Source organism: Mesorhizobium caraganae, assembly GCF_016836705.1.
In the GTDB taxonomy this organism is placed as follows: Bacteria; Pseudomonadota; Alphaproteobacteria; order Rhizobiales; family Rhizobiaceae; genus Mesorhizobium; species Mesorhizobium caraganae.
Genome location: NZ_JAFCGY010000016.1, coordinates 54,070 through 74,548, shown reverse-complemented (window position 1 = coordinate 74,548; position 20,479 = coordinate 54,070). Strand labels below are relative to the sequence as shown.

Sequence of the window (20,479 nt, the reverse complement as noted above, 5' to 3'; positions counted from 1 at the left end):
GGCCGTCAGTATGGATTCTTCGGCGTCCGGTCGTCCGACAAGGTCGCGCGTGACCATTCGACCAGCGTCTGGATCGCGTCGGCGAGATGCACTTCGGCGATGTTGTAATCGCCGCGCGCGACGCGCAGCTTGTGTGCCTGCATCAAGACGTCGGCATGGGTGAAGCCCGTCGGCGGCTCGAAGCGGTAGGACGCCAGTTCGATCAACAGGCCGAGCGGATCCTCGAAATAGATCGAATCCATGAAGCCGCGATCCTTGACGCCGCTGTGCTTGATGGCGCGCTCGTCGAGCCGGGCGACCGCCTGCAGGAAGGTGACGCGCGACACTGCAAAGGCGATGTGGTGGACGCAGCCCGGCTCTGTCGGCGTGCGCCGCTGGACCGGCGTGCGGCTCTCGTCGGTGAAGACGGTGATCAGCCTTCCGTCGCCGGGGTCGAAATAGAGATGGCTTTCGCTGGCCTTGTCGAGATTCGGCTGCTCGAAGATGAACGGCATGCCGAGCACGCCCTCCCAGAAATCGATCGACGTCTGGCGGCCAGCGCCGACCAGCGTGATGTGATGGACGCCCTGCGATTGCAGTTTCTGCATCGGTCTCCTCCCCGCCGACCCCTCGCCTTCTTGGGCGAGCTTGGATCTTGCCAAATCATAGCATCGCCGCATGCCATGCGCGCGGCGGATGTGCATGCTGGCGGCTTTTTCCCGATCCGTTCCCCGGCGTTCTGCGCGCCGTAACGGCGTCGTGCAATGATGCTAGTGCAATTGGCAGCGACGCGCCAGAAGCGACGCCGCTGCGTGGCAGTGAAAAAGAGCCAGAGGTTAAGGTTGCAAAACCTCGGCTAAGCGACGGCTCTGAACTCGGCCTCCGCCAGCGTGCCGAGGCTCGCGCATTCGGCGCACGCCATCGTATGTCCCGGGCAACCGGCTCGATGCGTCCCTTGCGGGCAGCAGTGCCCCTTTGACGCGCGCCATCTGGAACAATCGAAAACCTTCCCGCTGCCGAGGCAGTGCGGGCATGTCACTTTCACCGAACTCATACCTGCTTTACCCGACCCAAATCTGCGCTGCCGCAGATGCTACCCCGCACGGCAAGTAACAGAGATTGCTACGCTTTCAAGCGTCGCGGCCTGACTTAAATTGGGTGTATCCGTGTGCACCGACTGGCCGGGTTTCGCTGATGCCGCCGACCCTCGCAGTCAAAACGCGATCCACGTTCGAGCTTGTCTGAAGTAGTGGGGGAAGAAACGGCCCAGCCGTTATTTGGTACGCCCAAGGGGAATCGAACCCCTGTTCCCGCCGTGAGAGGGCGGTGTCCTGACCGCTAGACGATGGGCGCGTTCAAGAACCGGCGATATAGGCTGACGGTTTGGAAAAAGCAACTGGGCTTCGAGCGGCCGGACCGCTTCTGTGGACTGTCGGTTTGCGGACCTAGCGTTTCGGCTCGATCAGGTCCCACAGATTGCCGTAGAGATCGGCGAAAACCGCCACCGTGCCGTAAGGCTCGAAGCGCGGCGCTTCGCGGAAGCCGACGCCCTTTTCCAGCATCGCCTTGTGGTCGCGGGCAAAATCGTCGGTTTCGAGGAACAGGAAGACCCGGCCGCCGGTCTGGTTGCCGATGCTCTTCTCTTGCGCCTCGCCGTCAGCTTCAGCCAGAAGCAGCCTTGCGCCCTGTCCGTTGGCCGGCGCCACCGTCACCCAGCGCTTGCCACCGCCGAGATCGACGTCTTCGGTCAGCAGAAAGCCCAGCCGTTCGACATACCAGGCGATCGCCTCATCGTAACTGCCGACAACGAGCGTGACGGTCGCGACCCGGCGATGGTTGGCAAACCCGGTCATGCCTGCAGGCTCATTTGTTGCGGATGGCAAAGCGGCCAATGATGCGGCGCTCGGCGATGTCGTAGACGAAAATGGTACGGCTGCCGTCGGCAAGCTCGGCGTCGATCGAGATGCGATTGCCCGACAGCGCCTGGCTGATCACCTTGGCTCCCACCGGCAGCACGATATCGGCCGCGAGCGGCTCGCCGGGCGGTACTGGAATATCATTGGCGAGCGGCGGGGCTGTGGGCGGCGCTTTGCGCGATTTGTAGACAATGGCCGCGATCACCACCATAAGGGCCAGCAAAAGCAGGCCGAGATTGATGGCCATGAAGCGGATGAGCCTGCCGCGCACCTTTTCGATCTCGGGATCGAGCGGCTTTTCTTCTTCGTCGGCAACGGGCCGGGCCATGGCAGAACATTCCGGAACTTTTTTCGATGAGCGCTCATAGCGAAGAGACCAGACAATTCATAGAGGCGGCGCCAACCGTGCTCGAAGCCGGCACCGATGCCGCCGGCCAGCGCCTCGACCAGTGGCTGGCGGCGAGCCTCGGCCCCGACATGTCGCGCAGCCGCGTGCAGATGCTGATCAAACAGGGCGCGGTGTCGGTTGACGGCAAGCGTGTTGACGAGACCAAGCGCAAGATGAGTGCTGGCGAGCGCGTATCGGTCGTCATGCCCGAACCCGAACCGGCCGAGCCGCAAGGCGAGGCCATCGCGCTCGACGTGCTTTATGAGGACGACGAGCTGATCGTCATCAACAAGCCGGCCGGCCTCGTCGTCCATCCCGGCGCCGGCAACTGGACCGGCACGCTGGTCAACGCCCTGATCCATCATTGCGGCGACAGTCTCTCAGGCATTGGCGGCGTCAGGCGCCCGGGCATCGTCCATCGCCTCGACAAGGAGACCAGTGGTGTCATGGTCGTGGCCAAGACCGACCGTGCCCACAAGGCGCTGTCGGAGGCCTTTGCCGACCATGGCCGCACCGGCGACCTCGAACGTGCCTATCTGGCGCTGGTGTGGGGCATCCCGCCGCGGTCGACGGGAACGGTCGACGCGCCGCTCGGCCGCGCCGCCGACCGGGTGCGTCGCGCCGTGGTGCCGGAGGGCCGCGACGACGCCCGCCACGCCATCACCCATTTCACCGTGCAGGAGCGTTTCGGCGAAAACCAGCAGGAGTTCGCCACCGCCAGCCTGGTCGAATGCCGGCTGGAGACCGGCCGCACCCACCAGATCCGCGTCCACATGGCTCATATCGGCCATCCCGTCATCGGCGACCCCGATTACGGCCAGGCCTTCCGCACCAAGGCCAACCGGCTGCCCGAGCCGCTGAAAAGCCAGGTCAAAGCATTTTCCCGGCAGGCTTTGCATGCCTGGCTCCTTGCATTTCGTCACCCGACTACCCACCTACCGATGAGGTTCGAGGCGCCGATGCCGGAGGACATGGAGGAACTCGTCGGCGGCTTTCGCAAGCTCTGAACCCGCCATCTAAAACCTGAGCGGCATTGTTCACTTTGGCGTGACACACTGTTTCGTGTTGAACAAATGCCTGTCTTTTCTGGTTTTGTTCCTATATAAATCGGTTGTCGCGGGCGAGCCCTTTTGGTGCTCGCGTCATATGCCCGCCGCGTTTCGGGGGCATCACTCCAATAGAGAGGGGGCGCTATCATGGCCCAGTCACTACCCAGTATCGTTTCCGGCGAAGGCGGCCTCAGCCGCTACCTGGAAGAAATCCGCCGCTTTCCCATGCTTCAGCCGCAGGAAGAGTACATGCTCGCCAAGCGTTACGCCGAGCATGAAGACACTTCCGCTGCGCACAAGCTCGTCACCAGCCACCTTCGGCTCGTCGCCAAGATCGCCATGGGCTATCGCGGCTACGGCCTGCCGATCGGCGAGGTGATCTCGGAAGGCAATGTCGGCCTGATGCAGGCCGTCAAGAAATTCGAACCCGAGCGTGGCTTCCGCCTCGCGACCTACGCCATGTGGTGGATCAAGGCCTCGATCCAGGAGTACATCCTGCGTTCGTGGAGCCTGGTCAAGATGGGCACGACCGCCAATCAGAAACGCCTGTTCTTCAACCTGCGCAAGGTGAAGGGCAAGATCCAGGCGCTGGACGATGGCGACCTTAAGCCCGAACAGATCACCGAGATCGCCACCAGGCTGAACGTCTCCGAAGCCGAAGTCGTGTCGATGAACCGCCGCCTGTCGGGCGACGCCTCGCTCAACGCGCCGATCCGCGCCAGCGAAGGCGAATCCGGCGAATGGCAGGACTGGCTGGTCGATGACCACGAAAGCCAGGAAGACATGCTGATCGAGCAGGACGAGCTGGAAAACCGGCGCGGCATGCTGTCGGGCGCTCTTGCCGTGCTCAACGATCGCGAGCGGCGCATCTTCGAGGCGCGTCGCCTCGCCGAAGAGCCGCTGACCTTGGAAGAGCTGTCGGCCGAGTTCGACATCAGCCGTGAGCGCGTGCGCCAGATCGAGGTGCGCGCCTTCGAGAAGGTACAGGATGCGGTCAAGGCCGCCGCCAAGCGCCAGACGCAGGCCCTGCGCACAATTGAGGCGCAGCCCGCGGCTTAAGGTCGGGTTCGGTTACGAAAAACATCAAGGCGGCGTCGGGAAACCGGCGGCGCCTTTTTTTGTGTCCGCTGGCGATTGGCGAAACCGGCGCGACAGCCCTTTCTCCCCGTCACTATACGGGGAGAAATGTCCGGCAGGACAATGAGGGGCAGCGCCGAGATTTCGGGTTTGCCACCACAGGAGCAGCGGCGCGATCACAACGAACGTCGGCGCTGCCCCTCATCCGGCTGCCGCCACCTTCTCCCCGTATAGTCACGGGGAGAAGAGACTTGAGCGCGACGGCGCGCGACATTTCTCAAAGCCCATCCAGCGGAAACTTCAGATATCGCTTTCCATTGGCTTCCGGTTCCGGCAGCCGTCCGCCATTCATGTTGACCTGCAGCGCATGCAGGATCAGCCGCGGCATCGGCAGTGTCTTGTCGCGTCCCTCACGCAAGGCGACGAATTCGGCCTCGGTGTGCGCGGCAACGAGGTGGATATTCTTCGCCCTTTGCTCAGCGACGGTGCTCTCCCAACGCGCCTCACGGCCGCCCTCCTGGTAGTCGTGGCCAACGAACACGCGCGTTTCGTCCGGCAGTGCGAGGATATCCTGGATCGATCGCCACAGCCGCGCCGCACTGCCACCGGGAAAATCGGCCCGCGCCGTGCCGCTGTCGGGTATGAACAGCGTATCGTGGATGAAGGCGGCGTCACCTATGACATAGGTGATTGAGGCGAGCGTATGCCCCGGCGAGAACAGCACCTTGACCGGAAGGCTGCCGATCAGGAACGTTTCGCCTTCCCCAAACAGCCGGTCCCACTGCGACCCGTCGGCGGGAAAATCCGGCCAGTTGTAGATCGCCTTCCACAGTTTCTGGACCTCGACGATCCTGTCGCCGATCGCCGTCGGCGCTCCGGTCTTCTCATGAAGATAACGAGCCGCCGAGAAATGATCGGCATGCGGATGGGTATCCAGGATCCATTCGAGTTCCAGTCCGTTTGCCCGGATGAAATCCAGCAAGGCATCGGCGCTTTTCGTCGCCGTCGCGCCGGACCTTTCGTCGAAATCGAGGATCGGATCGATAATGGCGCAGCGCTTCGTCGCCGGATCGGTGACGACGTACTGTATGGCTCCGGTCGGCTTGTCGTAGAAGCCGCTGACCAGCGGCTTAGCCAAAGCTGCGTCCAATTTCCGGCCCCCTGCCCCTCGCTCCGGCAGGAATGATTTTCTCTGCCGGAATGAACCAGGAGCATGGTCATCCAGCAAGGCGCACCCGTCAAGCACACCCTGCCAGAACAGGACAAAAATCGATACCGCCCGGGTCGAGAAAACCTAGGCGGACGGCTGCTTGGTCTTCCTGAGATAGGGCAGGACCGTGTCAAAAGCGCCGAAGCGCTTGATCGCATCCTCGTTGGAGACGGCAGCGGTGATGATGACGTCCTCGCCCTGCTTCCAGTTCGCCGGCGTCGCCACCTGATGCTTGGCGGTCAGCTGCATGGAATCGACGGCGCGCAGGATCTCGTCGAAGTTGCGGCCGGTGGTCATCGGATAGGTCAGCACCAGCTTGATCTTCTTGTCCGGTCCGATGACATAGACCGAGCGCACCGTGGCGTTGTCGGCCGGCGTGCGGCCTTCCGACGTCTCGCCGGCCCCCGCCGGCAGCATCTCGTAGAGCTTGGCGACCTTGAGGTCCTTGTCGCCGATCAGCGGGTAGTTCACCGTCTGGCCGGTCGCCGTCTTGATGTCGGCCTGCCACTTGTCGTGGCTCGCAACGGGATCGACGGAAATGCCGATGACCTTGACGTTGCGCTTCTTGAATTCGCCCGCCAGACCCGCCATCGTGCCGAGCTCGGTCGTGCACACCGGGGTGAAGTTCTTCGGGTGGCTGAACAGGATCGCCCAGCCGTCGCCGATCCAGTCATGGAAATTGATCGTCCCTTGCGTGGTTTCGGCGGTGAAGTCGGGCGCGATGTCGTTGATACGAAGGCTCATGGCACATTTCCCCTGCAACAGATTTCGTTAGGAGCGGCACCAAGGCGGCGTCCACGCTCCGGCATTGCCGCATCTTAGCGCATAAATCGCGGCTGTGAGATAATAGGAAACTCTTGTCGGCGGCGGAATGAGCACTTTCGTGCTACGGACCCAACGTTGGGGCCCGACATCTTTCGTTTCTGCGAGAAAAGGGGGCGCTCAGGCCTTGTTGACCGCCAGCGACGTGGCCAGGTCTTCCATGCGCTGGGCGAGCGCGCCAAGCGCGCTGGTCAGCACGGCGTCGTTCTTGTCGGCCTTGGTCAGCGCCTCGTCGCGCGTCTTGCGCAGCGTCTGCACCTCGGTCTCCATGCCCTTGACACGCTTCTGCAGCTCCGACAGCTCGTCCATCACCATGATGCCGGCCATCACCGTCAGCCGCTGGTCGCCGATTTCGCCGAACGAATCCTTGAGATGCGAGACATAACGGTCGAAGCGTTCGGCCAGGTCGATCAGATGCTCTTCCTGGCCCTCGTCGCAAGCCATGCGGTATTGCTTGCCGTCGATGGAAACCGTGACCTGTGCCATGGCCTGCAGCTCCTACCTGTCCAGCACCGCGCGGATGGTTTCCATGGCGGTCACCAGGCGGCGCGACACTTCCTTGTTGGCATCTTCCAGCCTTTCGGCGCGGGCTTCGGAATTGTCGAGTTCCTGCGCCAGCCGGGAACGGTCGGCGTTCATGCGCTGCACTTCAGCCTCGGCTTCGGAATAGTCGCGCTCGTGCTCAAGCTTGGCCGCGACGGCGTTTTCCAGCCCCTCGATGGCCTTGCCCAGCCTGTGGATGACTTCCTTGAGTGTGGTTTCCCCGGTCATGGCCTTCGTCCTGTGCCCTGCCCATCACCGAATCGCTCGCGTTCAGAACGCGTTATCCCGGAAACATTAGGCACCGGGTGAAGGCAACGTCAACAAAGCTCTCGCGACTGTCCCCTGCTAACGCTAAAGTGGGCCTGCCACCGGCATCACAAGACCGGCAAATGTGCAGCCGATTTGTTGACTAAAAGCCCGCGCCTGCTATGTGTCGCGCACTCTTTCCAGGGCTCTGCCAAGCCCGCAAATCCCCACCCCGGAGGTACCATGACGTCGCGTGAACAACATGACCGGATGGCCAATGCGATCCGTTTTCTCGCCATGGACGCTGTCGAAAAGGCCCAGTCCGGCCATCCAGGCTTGCCCATGGGCTGCGCCGACATCGCCACCGTGCTGTTCACGAAGTTCCTGAAATACGATCCGAAGAACCCCCATTGGCCCGACCGCGACCGCTTCATCCTGTCGGCCGGCCACGGTTCGATGCTGCTCTATTCGCTGCTGCACCTGACCGGCTACGAGGACATGACGATCGACCAGATCAAGCATTTCCGCCAACTCGGCTCGAAGACCGCCGGCCATCCCGAATACGGCCACGCCACCGGCATCGAGACGACGACCGGCCCGCTCGGGCAGGGTCTTGCCAATTCGGTCGGCTTCGCGCTCGGCGAGCGCATCATGAACGCCGCCTTCGGCAACGACCTCGTCGACCACTACACCTACGTTCTGGCTGGTGACGGCTGCCTGATGGAAGGCGTCTCGCAGGAAGCCATCGCGCTGGCCGGCCACCTCAAGCTCAACAAGCTGATCGTCTTCTGGGACAACAACAACATCTCGATCGACGGTCCGGTCTCGCTCGCCGACAACACCGACCAGGTTGCCCGCTTCCAGGCTAGCGGCTGGAACGCCAGCCACATTGACGGCACCGACCCGGAAGCGATCGCCTATGCCATCGAAGCCGCCCGCCATTCCGACAAGCCGACGATGATCGCCTGCAAGACGACCATCGGCTTCGGCGCCCCGACCAAGGCCGGCACCAACAAGGCGCACGGCTCGCCGCTCGGCGCCGACGAGATCGCCGGTGCGCGCAAATTCTTCAACTGGGACTCGCCGCCCTTCGAGATTCCGGCCGACATCCTCGACGCCTGGCGCACCGCAGGCAAAGCCGGCGCCAAGCCGCGCACCGACTGGGAAGGCCGCCTTGCCAAGGCCAAGCCCGAGCTGAAGGCCGAGTTCGAGCGCCGCCTCGCCGGCAAGCTGCCGTCGAACTTCGACGCCGTCATCGCCGACTACAAGAAGAAGCTGTCGGCCGACAAGCCGAAGGTCGCCACCCGCAAATCGTCCGAGATGGCGCTGGAAGTCATCAACGGCGCCGTGCCCGAGACCATCGGCGGCTCGGCCGACCTCACCGGCTCCAACAACACCAAGACCAGCCAGACCAAGAACATCACGCCCGACGATTACGGCCAGCGTTATGTCCACTACGGCATCCGCGAACATGGCATGGCCGCCGCGCTAAACGGCCTGACGCTGCATGGCGGCCTCATCGCCTATGGCGGCACCTTCATGTGCTTCTCCGACTATGCCCGCCCGTCGATGCGGCTGGCGTCGCTGATGGGCATCCGCTCGATCTTCGTCATGACCCATGATTCCATCGGTCTGGGCGAAGACGGCCCGACCCACCAGCCGGTCGAGCATCTGGCGGCGCTGCGTGCAATCCCCAACCACAATGTATTCCGTCCGGCCGACGCGGTGGAAACCGCCGAATGCTGGCAGATCGCCATTGAGACGGAAAAGACGCCGTCAACCCTGGCGCTGACGCGCCAGAACCTGCCGACGGTACGCACCGAATACTCGGCCACGAACCTGAGCCGCCAGGGCGCCTATGAACTGGCCTCGGCCAGTGGTGACGCCGCAGTGACGATCTTCGCCACCGGCTCCGAGGTCGAGGTCGCTCTCGGCGCCCGCGACCTGCTTGAAAAGCACGGCCATCCGACCCGCGTCGTCTCGGTGCCTTGCTTCGAACTGTTCGATCAGCAGAGCGACGCCTACCGCAAGAAGACCATCGGCGACGCGCCGATCAAGATGGCGATCGAGGCCGGCATCCGCCAGGGCTGGGATCACCTGATCGGCTCCGACGGCATCTTCGTCGGCATGCACGGCTTCGGCGCCTCCGGCACCATCGAGCAGCTCTACCCGCATTTCGGCATCACCGCCGAAGCGGCAGCCAAGGCAGCGGAAGCCCGCCTGCACAGCAAGTGATATCCAGGGTCACTTGCACAGCAAGTGATCCCGGTCAGTCCCGCGAACCGCAAAGGCGGTTTCGCGGGACTGGACCAACCTAATCGATTTAAATTCGGCCTTCTGCGGCTGGATTCTTGTCCCATCCGCAGCTATGAAGCTGCGGACCCATCTGCCGCCTTTCGAGCTCCCAGGGAGAGTAAAATGACCGTCAGAGTTGCCATCAACGGATTTGGCCGCATCGGCCGCAACATCCTGCGCGCCATCCACGAATCCGGCCGCAAGGACATCGACGTCGTCGCCGTCAACGATCTCGGCCCGGTCGAGACCAACGCCCATCTGCTGCGCTATGACAGCGTCCATGGTCGCTTCCCGCACGAAGTGAGCGTCGATGGCGACCAGATCACCGTCGGCAAGGAAAAATTCAAGGTCACCGCAATCAAGGACCCGGCGCAGTTGCCGTGGAAGGATCTCGGCGTCGACATCGCGCTCGAATGCACCGGCATCTTCACCGCCCGCGACAAAGCCGCCGCGCATTTGACCGCCGGCGCCAAGCGCGTCGTCGTCTCGGCGCCGGCCGAAGGTGCTGACCTCACCGTGGTCTACGGCATCAATCACGACAAGCTGACCAAGGACCATATCGTCATCTCGAACGCGTCCTGCACCACCAATTGCCTGGCGCCGCTGGCCGCCGTGCTGCACGAGGCCGTCGGCATCGAAAAGGGCATGATGACGACGATCCACTCCTACACCGGCGACCAGCCGACGCTGGACACCATGCACAAGGACCTCTACCGCGCCCGCGCCGCCGCGCTGTCGCAGATCCCGACCTCGACCGGTGCAGCCAAGGCGATCGGTCTCGTGCTGCCCGACCTCAAGGGCAAGCTCGACGGCATCTCGATCCGCGTGCCGACGCCGAACGTCTCGGTCGTCGACTTCAAGTTCATCGCCAAGCGCGCCACCACCGTGCAGGAGATCAACGAAGCGGTGATCGCTGCTTCCAACGGCAAGCTCAAGGGCATTCTCGGCGTCACCCATCACCCGAATGTGTCGATCGACTTCAACCACGATCCGCGCTCCTCGATCATGGCGCTCGACCAGACCAAGGTCATGGACGGCAACTTCGTTTCGGTGCTGTCCTGGTACGACAATGAGTGGGGCTTCTCCAACCGCATGGCCGACACCTCTGTCGCCTTCGGCAAGACCATCGCCTGAACACAAACATCGTCTCACAGCTTTGAAACGCCCGGCTTTGTCCGGGCGTTTTTCGTCGGAGCGCGTGCCTAGTCGGCCCGACCGGCCAAAATGCACGAAAATCAGCGGCATAGGGCAAAAAACCGCCCTCCCGCCTTGCACTGGCCATGCCTTCGCCCCACTCTCCCGTAAATCGGGAGAAAGAGGAATTCGAGGGGCAAGTCACGGATGGAGCATGCGATCTATCTCGTCACGCTGGTCGGCACAGCGCTCGTCGTCGCCGCCGCGTTTTCGAGCCTGATCGCCTTCCGCTTCGGCGCTCCGCTGCTGCTCTTGTTCCTCTGCATCGGTCTCGCCACCGGCACCGACGGTCTTGGCATCGAATTCGACAATGCGCGTGTGGCTTATTTTGCCGGCTCACTTGCGCTGGCCGTCATCCTGTTCGATTCCGGTTTCGGCACGCCGCTCAATGCGCTGCGCCAGGCGGCCGGGCCGGCGCTGTCGCTGGCGACCTTCGGCGTGCTTTTGACCACCGGCCTGTTCGGCGCCGCCGCCTATTACCTGCTCGACCTCAGCTGGCTGGAATCCTTCCTGCTCGGGGCCGCCGTCGCCTCGACCGACGCGGCTGCGGTGTTCTTCCTGCTGCGTGCCGGCGAGATCAATCTGCGCGAGCGCGTGCGCGCCACGCTGGAAGTTGAATCCGGCACGAACGACCCGATCGCCATCTTCCTGACCATCACGCTGGTCGAGATCATCGCCGCCCACGCCAATCCCGAGACCCATGTGCTGGTCACCAATCTGGTCCTTGGCTTCGTGCTCAATATGGGCCTCGGCGCCATTGTCGGCGTGCTTGGCGGCCTTGCCATCGTGCGCCTCGTCGACCGGCTCAATCTCGACCACGGCCTGCTGCCGATCTTCGTGCTGACCTTGTCGCTGATGGTGTTCGCCGCCGCCGGCGCCATCGGCGGCTCCGGCTTCCTGGCGGTCTATCTCGCCGGGCTGATTGCCGGCAATTCCGACATCCGCGCCGTCACCATCCTGAAGCGCTTCCAGGACGGCATGTCGTGGCTGGCGCAGATCATCATGTTCCTGATCCTCGGCCTGTTCGCGACGCCGTCGCAATTTCCGGCGATCCTGGTGCCGGCGGTGCTGCTTGGCCTGTTCCTGATGTTTGTCGCGCGCCCGGTCGCCGTCTGGCTCTGCCTGATCCCGTTCCGCCTGCCGCGTCCCGAGGTCGCCTTCGTATCCTGGGTCGGCCTGCGCGGCGCAGTCTCCATCCTGCTTGCCATCACCCCGCTGCTCGGCGGGCTTGAGAACGGCCGCGTTATCTTCAACACCGCCTTCATCATCGTGCTGGTCTCGCTGGTGGTGCAGGGCTGGACGGTCGGGCCACTGGCGCGCCGCCTCGGCCTGATCGTGCCGGCGAGGCTCGGTCCGCTGGACAAGGTCGAGCTCGAACTGCCGGGCTCGGCCCATCACGAGCTTCTCGCCTACCGCGTCGCGCCCGGCAGCCCGGTGGCGCGCGGCGAGCGCATCCCGCGCTGGGCCAGGCCCTCCCTGGTGCTGCGCGACGGCCGCTCGATGCGCTTCCAGGACATGGGCCGGCTCGCTGCCGGCGACCAGGTCTATATCTTCGTGCCTGACCGCTATCCGCGCCTGCTCGACAAGCTGTTCGCCAGCCGCGCCGTGGTCGACCCCGAGGATGCCGATTTCTTCGGTGCCTTCGCCGTCGATCCGGCGCGCTCCGCCGCCGAGTTGGAAGCCGCCTACACGCCGGGCCTGACCGAAGCCGAGCAGAAGCTCACCGTCGGCGCGCTGGTGACGGCAAGGCTCGGCGGCCACGCCGAATATGCCGACCGGGTGCTGATCGGGCCGATCGAGCTGATCGTCCGCGACGTCGACGACAAGGGTAAGATCACAGGCCTCGGACTGTCCTTCGAGCCGACCGCGCCGGTGGCGCGGGTGCCGGTGTTCCTCAGCGCCGGCGAGATCGGCGACCGCGTCTCCGCCTTCATCCGCAACTGGCGCAAGCCGACGGAAACGCAGGCGGCCGAGGTACGAGCCGATGAGAAGCCCGCCGCCGCGGAGCCGACGGTGGAAAAGGCAACGACCGAGAGCTGACAAGGCGATCGTCTACGCTGCCTTCGATCCAGCCCTCATATTTTCGCTTCCATCCCGGCTCAAGCCTTGCATCGTCATTGATGCGAGGTATGGTCCCGGCGATTTTCACGGAAAGGAACCAGCATGGCCGCCTTCAAGACACTCGACGATATCGGCAATATCAGCGGCAAGCGCGTGCTGGTGCGGGTCGACCTCAATGTGCCCGTCGCCGACGGCAAGGTCACCGACGCCACCCGCATCGAACGCATTGCGCCGACCATCGCCGAGCTGTCCGGCAAGGGCGCCAAGGTCATCCTGCTCGCCCATTTCGGCCGGCCGAAGGACGGTCCCTCGCCCGAATTCTCGCTGGAGCCGATCGCCAAGGCCACAGCCGAGGTGCTCGGCCGTCCCGTTGGCTTTGCCTCGGATTGCGTTGGCGACACGGCGGGAAGTGCAGTCGCCGCCATGAACAAGGGCGACGTGCTGCTGCTCGAAAACACTCGCTTCTACAAGACCGAGGAAAAGAACGACCCGACTTTCACCGAAAGGCTTGCCGCCAATGGCGACATTTTCGTCAACGACGCCTTTTCAGCCGCGCACCGGGCGCACTCCTCGACCGAAGGCCTGGCGCGGCTGTTGCCTGCCTATGCCGGCCGCACCATGCAGGCCGAACTCGAGGCACTGGAGAAAGGTCTGGGCAATCCGGTCCGCCCTGTCGTTGCCATTGTCGGCGGCGCCAAGGTGTCGACCAAGATCGACCTGTTGATGAACCTGGTGAAGAAGGTCGACGCGCTGGTGATCGGCGGCGGCATGGCCAACACCTTCCTCGCCGCGCGCGGCACCGCTGTCGGCAAGTCGCTGTGCGAGCACGACCTTGCCCCGACCGCCAAGCAGATCATGATCGAGGCTGCCGAAGCCGGCTGCGCCATCATCCTGCCGGTCGACGGCGTCGTCGCCAAGGAATTCAAGGCGGGCGCGGCCTGCGAGACCGTCGCCATCTCGGACGTGCCGGCCGACGGCATGATCCTCGATGTCGGCGAAAAGACCGTGAAGGCGATCGGCGAATGGATCGACCGCGCCGCGACGCTGGTCTGGAACGGCCCGCTCGGCGCCTTTGAGATCGAACCCTTCGACCATGCGACGGTGGCAGCGGCAAAGCATGCGGCGGCCCGCACCGCGGCCGGCAAGCTGGTCTCGGTCGCCGGTGGCGGCGATACGGTGGCCGCACTCAACCATGCCGGCGTCGCCGACGACTTCACCTATGTCTCGACCGCCGGCGGCGCCTTCCTGGAATGGATGGAAGGCAAGCCGCTGCCAGGCGTCGACGTGCTGAGGAAACAGGCCTGACCGGATCGGTGGCGCAAAAACGGACGCCAGGAACTTTCAATCGATTCGAGCTTTCCGATGCCATTCCTTTGGCGGTAGACTTCCGTTAAGCGCGGAACAGACCCCTTCAGGAGAAGCAAAATGAGCGAACGTCTCGAAGACATTGCCGCCGCGATCGTGGGCGGTGGCAAGGGCCTGCTGGCCGCCGATGAAAGCTCCGGTACCATCAAGAAGCGCTTCGACGTCATCGGCGTCGAATCGACCGCCGACACCCGCCGCGACTACCGCGAGATGATGTTTCGCGCCAAGGACGCGATGACCAAATACATTTCCGGCGTCATCCTCTATGACGAAACCATCCGCCAGACGGCCGCCGACGGCACGCCGCTGGTCGATGTCATCAAGGCATCGGGCGCGATTCCCGGCATCAAGGTCGACACCGGCGCCAAGCCGCTGGCCGGCTTCCCGGGCGATACCATCACCGAAGGCCTTGACGGCCTGCGCGAACGCCTTGCCGATTATTACAAGCTCGGCGCTCGCTTCGCCAAATGGCGCGCGGTGATCGACATCGACACCGGCAAGGGCGTGCCTTCGGCCAATTCGATCGCCTCCAATGCCCATGCGCTGGCCCGTTATGCCGCTCTTTGCCAGGAAGCCGGCATCGTGCCGATCGTCGAACCGGAAGTGCTGATGGACGGCGCCCACGACATCGACACCTGCTACGCGGTCTCGAAGGCGACGCTGATCAAGCTCTATGACGAGCTTCATGCGGCGCGCGTCGTGCTCGAAGGCACTATCGTGAAGCCGAACATGGTCATTGCCGGCAAGAAATCCGGCAAGACGAACAGCCCCGAGGAGATCGCAGAGAAGACGATCAAGCTTTTCCGCGAAACCGTGCCGGTTGCGGTGCCCGGCATCGCCTTTCTGTCGGGCGGACAGTCGGACGAGGAAGCGACCGCCAACCTAAACGCCATCAACGCCATCGGCCCGCATCCGTGGAAGCTGACCTTCTCCTACGGCCGTGCCCTGCAGGCGGCCCCGCAAAAGGCCTGGAGCGGCAAGGCATCGAACGTCGCAGCCGGCCAGGCCGCCTTCACCCATCGCGCCCATATGAACCATCTGGCTGCGCTGGGGAAATGGAAGGCGAGCCTCGAACAGGCTGCCTGAGCGCAGTCCTCCCGTTGTCATACAAACCCGGGCCGATGCGCCCGGGTTTTTGTTTATGGCGAACGGGCTTGGGATGAAGCTTGTCCATCCTTATCTCCCCTTCGGCAAAAGTTGACGGCGATGTCGGTTCCTGCCCATTCCGAACGTCCTTGGGATGACAGACAGGGAGAAGTTCATGCCTAGCAACAAGGTGGTTTCGCGCGAAGACTGGTTCCAGGCGCACAAGGCGCATCTGGCGCGCGAGAAGGAACTGACGCGGTTTCGCGAGCGCATCGCCGCCGAGCGGCGTGAATTGCCTTGGCTGAAGATCCGGAAAGATTACGTCTTCGAGACAGAGCAAGGCCCGAAGAACCTGGCGGAGCTGTTCGCCAACCGCAGCCAGCTCATCGTCTATCACTTCATGATGACGCCAGGGTCGGATCATCGCTGCGAAGGCTGTTCGTTCCTTGCCGACCATATAGACGGCGCCAACCAGCATCTGAGGCATCACGACGTGTCTCTGGTCGTGGTTGCGCGCGCGCCACTGGCGGAGCTGTTGCCTTACAAGCAGCGCATGGGCTGGAAATTCGACTGGGTGTCGTCCTACGCCTCGGATTTCAATTTCGACATGCAGGTCTCGTTCACCGACAAGCAGATCGCGGCCGGCGACACCACCTACAATTTCGAGACACGTCCACGGACATCGAAGGATCTTCCCGGCACCAGCGTTTTCTGCAAGGACGAGAACGGCGACATCTTCCTCACCTTCACGTCGCGCGCCCGCGGCGGCGAGGCTCAGATCGGCACTTACGATTATCTCGACATGACGCCGAAAGGCCGCGACGAAAATGGCCCCTATCAAAACCTGATGGACTGGGTGCGGCTGCATGACGAATATCAGGACAGGCACGCGGACAAGCCGAACTGCTGCGACGATTGAAGGCGTTCACCTCAGCCCGAACATGCGCTAAGCCTGCCGCCAATCTATAACGGTATCGCCATGCGCTTCCCGGCCCTCCTCACCTGGCTCGCCTACCCCGTCTATGTCTGGCAGGGGCTCGGCGTGCGCCGCCGCACCACCCGCATGTTGCCGGCGCAAGGACCGGTGATGCACGAGATATCGGGCAGGGCGCCGGCAATCTCGCTGCTGGTGCTGGGCGATTCCTCGGCCGCCTCGGTCGGCATCGGCAATTCCGAGCACGGGCTGGCCGCGCAGCTTGCCGTCATGATCGCGCAACGCACCGGCAACGCCGTGCGCTGGCGCGCCGCCGGTTTCAACTCGGCAACGTCGGGGCAGATCCGCGACCATGTGCTGCCCAATCTGTCGGCCGATCCATGGACGCATATTGTGCTCGCCATTGGCACCAACGACACCAAGAATTTCCACTCGGTGCCGCGCTTCAAGAAAGAGTTCGGCGGCCTGCTCTACGCACTTCGGGCCAAATGGCCGGAGGCGCGTGTCGTCTGGTCGCCGGTGCTGGAGTTCACCCGTGCGCCGGCCATGCCGCCGCTGCTCGGCAAAATCCTCGAGATCCGCGCCACCGCAATGAACCGCATGGGCAAGCGTCTTTGTTTCGAGCGCGGCGCCGTACCCGCGCCGCGCCTGCCGATCATCAATCCCGAAGAGGGTTTTGCTTCCGACGGTTTTCATGCCTCGGAAGCCGGGTATCGGGCCTGGGCCGAACACCTGGTTGGGCAGGTCCTCGCCGATTGACCAGATCGGGTACGGGTTCGGGCTAGCCGGTTTCGGAGAATTGGATCGATTATTTTCGAAATACTGTTGATTTCCGCACCCCTCCAGTGGATTGGAGGAAGAGTACTCCAAGTCAAAACAACATGAATGCGCCAGCCCGACGTTACTTCTGCAATGCCATCTTGCGGATTCAGGACTGCTGGGTCATTCTGCCATTGGGCCAGGGGTGCGGGGTGGCATGTCGAACATTGCCGGCAAAGCATATGCAATGAATGTGCTGACGCCAATGCGGCCTTGGCGGACATGGATCCAGCACCTGATTTTCATGGTGGCGCGCGCCGGGCCTGCGCAGCTGTCGGGCTTGCTTGGGCTGAAGCTCATTCACTTCGCGCGTTGGGTGATCATCCGGCGCGACCAATGGCCTGATCTCGGCCAGGGCAAGCAGGCCATCCAGAACGACTACATGCTGTTCCTGTCCAATTTCAACGGCACCTGGGATCAGTATATCGACGCCTTCGCCGACGGCATCCCGAGCGGCCTGGACATGTTCTGGTATGCCAGCACCAAATATCCGCACTCGATCCCGATCTCGAGTTTCAAGGACTATATCGGCGCCAACCAGATCCATACCAACTACTATTACAACGCCACGCCCGGGGCAGCACAGCGCGACATCAAGGCAGCGCTGCGTGTCCGAAACGAGGTGCTGATGCTCGCCAGGATCCACGCCAGCAGCGACCCGAAGGCCTTTGCGCTGGCCTACAGGGAAGCGCTTGTGAAGGTGGCCAATTCGCTGGCGTCGCCGGGCTTTGCCCCGATCGCCTCGGTGGCGACACGCAAGGCCGACAAGGCGCGGAACGAATTCATCGACATGCTCGAAAAGAAGCGTGGGGCGGCCAATGCCAAACCTTGACGGTGGCCACTATTTCCTGACGGTCCTCGCCCCGATCCGGGTCGACATCATGATCGACCCCGACGAGATCGGCCGTTCGCGCTCGCACCGTCAACTGCTGGCGCAGAAGCTGGCGTTGCTGGCCACCGGCAAGCAAACGGCGGAATCGCCGGCCAATGCGCGGCCCTCGCCCTTCTCACTCAACACTTTGAACCACCTCGCCAGGTTCGTCATCATCCATGGACCAGCCTTCAACGGGCGCATTTCGAGCGATGCGCTGGTCAGCGCCGTGCGCGCCGTCAATCCGCTGGCGCCGCAGCCCGTAGATCGGCTGGGTACGCCTTTTCTGCTGTTCGCGGCCGATATCGACGCACAGGCCGAAGGCGATGCTCTACGCGCCTACACCGATCAATTGTGGGCGACGATGAAACGCGATCTGGTGATCATCTTCGGCCATTGCGTCGGCTTCGACGGCATCGATTCCGCGGACGGGTTTCACGCCTATATCAAACGCTGCCAGATCGAGACGACGATGCCGTTCAACGACTACTGGCCGGACGGCCTCGACGTCAAAGACAAGACACTGGAAATCGGCGCGCTCAAGCCGGTTGGCATCGCTGCCGCTGGGGCGATACTAATCTGGCTTGCGGTCCTGCTCCTGCACGGCGTCTTCGCTGTCTTTGGCGTGCACAACGCTTTTGCGCAATGGATCGCGACGGCAGCCACATGGGGCGTCGCCGTGGTTTTGCTGCTGGCCGTCCTGACGTTGCTCATGGCCTGGGAGCTGTATCGCAAGGTCTTCCGCCTGGGCATGACGCCCTTTCCAACCGCACCTGGCGCCGACCTGCCTTCGGTCCTGAAGTCGCTGTTCATCCAGCAGCATTTCACCCGTTTCGCCATCGAGGCGCAGGGCCTTGACGACACAGCACTTCACGCCCGCTTCGGTGCCTTTCTCGGCGCCGTAAAGCCGGACGATCCGGCGGAACCAACACAGCAGGCCGGTGAAATCCGGGCGCCGGCGGCGGAGTGGGCGCGATGATCGAACTCGACCTTCCCGACATCCAGGGCAACATCCATCGCCCCTATGGCCGTTTTGGCTTTCCGCACAGCCGGCACCTGTTTTTCACCATCGCCGATGCTGCCGCCGGCCGGCTGTTTGTGCAAGGCATCCGGCCGCGCATCACCACGGCCGAGCCATGGGGAAAGTCCGAGGCTGGCGGCGCCGGACCCACACTGCTGCGCAAGCCGCCGATCACGCTCAACATCGGCTTCACCTTTCTCGGCCTGCGCGCACTCGATCTGCCGACCCGCACGCTGCGACTGTTGCCCGACGAGTTCATCGACGGCATGGGCTGCCGCTCCGACATCCTCGGCGATGTCGAAGGCAGCGCGCCAAGGCATTGGGACCCCGTGTGGCACGCGCATCTCGACGGCAGCGTTCGCCCGGTTCATGTCTGGGTGTCGCTCAATGTCGGCGCCAATCCCGACGGCACGCCGCTGCCTGAACTCGGGCTATGGACCGCATGGCTGCAGGAGCTTGCGGCAAAATCCAATGGTGGCGTTGCCCTTCTCGCAGGGCACGGAGCTGACGGACAAGGCCTTTGGCAGGATTCCGCCGCGCTGATGGAACCCGGTCCTGACGGCACGATGATCCCGCAGCCGAAAGAGCCCTTCGGCTTCACCGACGGCATCAGCGATCCGGTCTTTCGCGGCCAGTTCCAGGCCGACGCAGAGGCGCGCGCCGTCATCGGCGCTGGCAAGATCGCTGAAGGCCCCTACGATCCCAAGACCAGTTGGAAAGCACTCGAGACCGGCGAGTTCATCCTCGGCCAGGTCGACGAGGGCCAGGAATTTCCGGTCGCCACGCAGCCGCCCGGCTTTGCCCGCAACGGCACCTTCATGGTCTGGCGCAAGCTGCGCCAGGACGTGCCTGGGTTCAAGGCCGAGATGCGGCGGCAGGCGGCCCTGTGGAAGCAGGTTACCGGCATCGCCGACGACGTGGAGGCCTATGAGACCGTCTCGGCCAAGCTGGTCGGCCGCTGGCGGTCCGGCATTCCGCTGCTGGCCGCGCCGAGCTGGGCCGATCACCAGCGCTTGATGACCGAATGGGCCGATTGCATCGACCCCGCGCTGCGCAAGCCGCGCGACGACGCCAGGCACCAGGAGCGGCTGGCGGCGTTTGCCCAGCTGCTCACCGGCTTCCGTTACGGCGATGACCCAGACGGCGCCAAATGCCCGTTCGGCGCCCATATACGCCGCGCCAATCCGCGCGACATGCTCGATCCGCTGCTGAGCGAGACGCATGGGGCAAGCACGCTCACCAACCGCCGCCGCATCCTGCGCCGCGGGCTGCCCTATGCCGATCCCGACGGCGAACAGGGCGTCATCATGATGGCGATCTGTTCAAGCATTTTCCGGCAGTTCGAATTCATCCAGCAGCAATGGATGAGCTACGGCCTGGATTTCGAAGCCGGCAATGACACCTGCCCGCTGACCGGCAACCGGGCCGAATCCAGCAAGCACGTCATTCCGGCTGGACCGGCCAACGCCACGCCCTTCATCGCGGCGAACCTGCCTGAATTCGTGACGACGCGCGGTGGCGATTACTTCTTCGTCCCCAGCCTCACCGCAATTCGCATGATCGCCATGGGAACGGTCGATCCGACCTGACACAGCAGCCTGCC

General features: G+C 63.5%; 19 protein-coding genes and 1 tRNA gene. 12 read left to right on the top strand and 8 right to left on the bottom strand.

Translation table 11 applies throughout. The features are described from left to right. Nucleotides 1–5: 5 nt before the first annotated feature. The 4 genes from JQK88_RS23440 to JQK88_RS23425 form a co-directional block, all read right to left on the bottom strand. The gene (locus JQK88_RS23440; RefSeq protein ID WP_192259339.1) at nt 6–587 is read right to left on the bottom strand and encodes a VOC family protein; all 582 of its coding nucleotides are present in this window, start codon (nt 585–587) and stop codon (nt 6–8) included. Nucleotides 588–1,257: 670 nt separating this feature from the next. Further along, nucleotides 1,258–1,332, bottom strand: a tRNA-Glu gene (locus JQK88_RS23435). A gap of 92 nt (nt 1,333–1,424) precedes the next feature. Then, nucleotides 1,425–1,832 carry a VOC family protein gene (locus tag JQK88_RS23430; RefSeq protein WP_192259324.1) on the bottom strand — a complete coding sequence of 136 codons (408 nt, stop codon included), beginning with the start codon at nt 1,830–1,832 and terminating at the stop codon, nt 1,425–1,427. Nucleotides 1,833–1,842: 10 nt separating this feature from the next. Continuing rightward, nucleotides 1,843–2,223, bottom strand: coding sequence for a fimbrial protein (locus tag JQK88_RS23425; protein WP_203279571.1), 381 nt, complete (start codon nt 2,221–2,223; stop codon nt 1,843–1,845). Nucleotides 2,224–2,249: 26 nt separating this feature from the next. On the opposite strand from JQK88_RS23425, the gene JQK88_RS23420 reads away from it, so the two are divergent. Both JQK88_RS23420 and rpoH read left to right on the top strand, forming a co-directional pair. Beyond that, the gene (locus tag JQK88_RS23420) at nt 2,250–3,290 is read left to right on the top strand and encodes an RluA family pseudouridine synthase (protein WP_192259322.1); all 1,041 of its coding nucleotides are present in this window, start codon (nt 2,250–2,252) and stop codon (nt 3,288–3,290) included. 189 nt (nt 3,291–3,479) lie between these two features. After that, nucleotides 3,480–4,391 carry an RNA polymerase sigma factor RpoH gene (gene rpoH, locus JQK88_RS23415; RefSeq protein WP_112559526.1) on the top strand — a complete coding sequence of 304 codons (912 nt, stop codon included), beginning with the start codon at nt 3,480–3,482 and terminating at the stop codon, nt 4,389–4,391. Between the two features lie 295 nt (nt 4,392–4,686). On the opposite strand, the gene JQK88_RS23410 is transcribed toward rpoH, so the two are convergent. From JQK88_RS23410 to JQK88_RS23395, 4 genes are all read right to left on the bottom strand, one after another. Beyond that, entirely contained in the window at nt 4,687–5,559 is an 873-nt protein-coding gene (locus tag JQK88_RS23410) for an MBL fold metallo-hydrolase (RefSeq protein ID WP_192259321.1), read from the bottom strand. 144 nt (nt 5,560–5,703) lie between these two features. Beyond that, on the bottom strand, nt 5,704–6,363 hold the full coding sequence (locus JQK88_RS23405) for a peroxiredoxin (RefSeq protein WP_192259320.1): 660 nt from the start codon (nt 6,361–6,363) through the stop codon (nt 5,704–5,706). Between the two features lie 198 nt (nt 6,364–6,561). Then, nucleotides 6,562–6,927 (bottom strand): cell division protein ZapA, encoded by a 366-nt coding sequence (locus JQK88_RS23400; protein WP_192259319.1) that lies wholly within the window; start codon nt 6,925–6,927, stop codon nt 6,562–6,564. Nucleotides 6,928–6,939: 12 nt separating this feature from the next. Further along, a complete protein-coding gene (locus tag JQK88_RS23395) occupies nt 6,940–7,212 on the bottom strand; it encodes a DUF4164 domain-containing protein (protein WP_023670128.1) in 273 nt (90 codons plus the stop codon). 261 nt (nt 7,213–7,473) lie between these two features. Between JQK88_RS23395 and tkt the strand changes: the two genes are divergently transcribed. The 10 genes from tkt to JQK88_RS23345 all read left to right on the top strand — a co-directional run bounded on the left by tkt (nt 7,474) and on the right by JQK88_RS23345 (nt 20,465). Further along, nucleotides 7,474–9,465 (top strand): transketolase, encoded by a 1,992-nt coding sequence (tkt, locus tag JQK88_RS23390; RefSeq protein WP_203279570.1) that lies wholly within the window; start codon nt 7,474–7,476, stop codon nt 9,463–9,465. 183 nt (nt 9,466–9,648) lie between these two features. Next, nucleotides 9,649–10,659 (top strand): type I glyceraldehyde-3-phosphate dehydrogenase, encoded by a 1,011-nt coding sequence (gene gap / locus JQK88_RS23385; RefSeq protein ID WP_192259316.1) that lies wholly within the window; start codon nt 9,649–9,651, stop codon nt 10,657–10,659. 207 nt (nt 10,660–10,866) lie between these two features. After that, nucleotides 10,867–12,759 carry a potassium/proton antiporter gene (locus JQK88_RS23380; RefSeq protein ID WP_192259315.1) on the top strand — a complete coding sequence of 631 codons (1,893 nt, stop codon included), beginning with the start codon at nt 10,867–10,869 and terminating at the stop codon, nt 12,757–12,759. Nucleotides 12,760–12,882: 123 nt separating this feature from the next. Further along, nucleotides 12,883–14,085, top strand: a complete 1,203-nt coding sequence (locus JQK88_RS23375) for a phosphoglycerate kinase (RefSeq protein WP_192259314.1) — start codon at nt 12,883–12,885, stop codon at nt 14,083–14,085. A gap of 120 nt (nt 14,086–14,205) precedes the next feature. After that, nucleotides 14,206–15,231, top strand: a complete 1,026-nt coding sequence (locus JQK88_RS23370; RefSeq protein ID WP_192259313.1) for a class I fructose-bisphosphate aldolase — start codon at nt 14,206–14,208, stop codon at nt 15,229–15,231. A gap of 175 nt (nt 15,232–15,406) precedes the next feature. Continuing rightward, complete coding sequence (locus JQK88_RS23365) at nt 15,407–16,150, top strand: DUF899 domain-containing protein (protein WP_192259312.1); 744 nt, start codon at nt 15,407–15,409, stop codon at nt 16,148–16,150. Nucleotides 16,151–16,210: 60 nt separating this feature from the next. After that, nucleotides 16,211–16,924 (top strand): SGNH/GDSL hydrolase family protein, encoded by a 714-nt coding sequence (locus JQK88_RS23360; protein WP_192259311.1) that lies wholly within the window; start codon nt 16,211–16,213, stop codon nt 16,922–16,924. A 217-nt stretch (nt 16,925–17,141) separates the two neighbouring features. Then, nucleotides 17,142–17,816 carry a hypothetical protein gene (locus tag JQK88_RS23355; RefSeq protein WP_203279569.1) on the top strand — a complete coding sequence of 225 codons (675 nt, stop codon included), beginning with the start codon at nt 17,142–17,144 and terminating at the stop codon, nt 17,814–17,816. After that, the gene (locus JQK88_RS23350; protein WP_203279568.1) at nt 17,803–18,834 is read left to right on the top strand and encodes a hypothetical protein; all 1,032 of its coding nucleotides are present in this window, start codon (nt 17,803–17,805) and stop codon (nt 18,832–18,834) included. The genes JQK88_RS23355 and JQK88_RS23350 overlap by 14 nt, the downstream gene beginning before the upstream one ends. Then, nucleotides 18,831–20,465, top strand: a complete 1,635-nt coding sequence (locus tag JQK88_RS23345; protein WP_203279567.1) for a Dyp-type peroxidase — start codon at nt 18,831–18,833, stop codon at nt 20,463–20,465. The genes JQK88_RS23350 and JQK88_RS23345 overlap by 4 nt, the downstream gene beginning before the upstream one ends. Nucleotides 20,466–20,479: the final 14 nt, after the last annotated feature.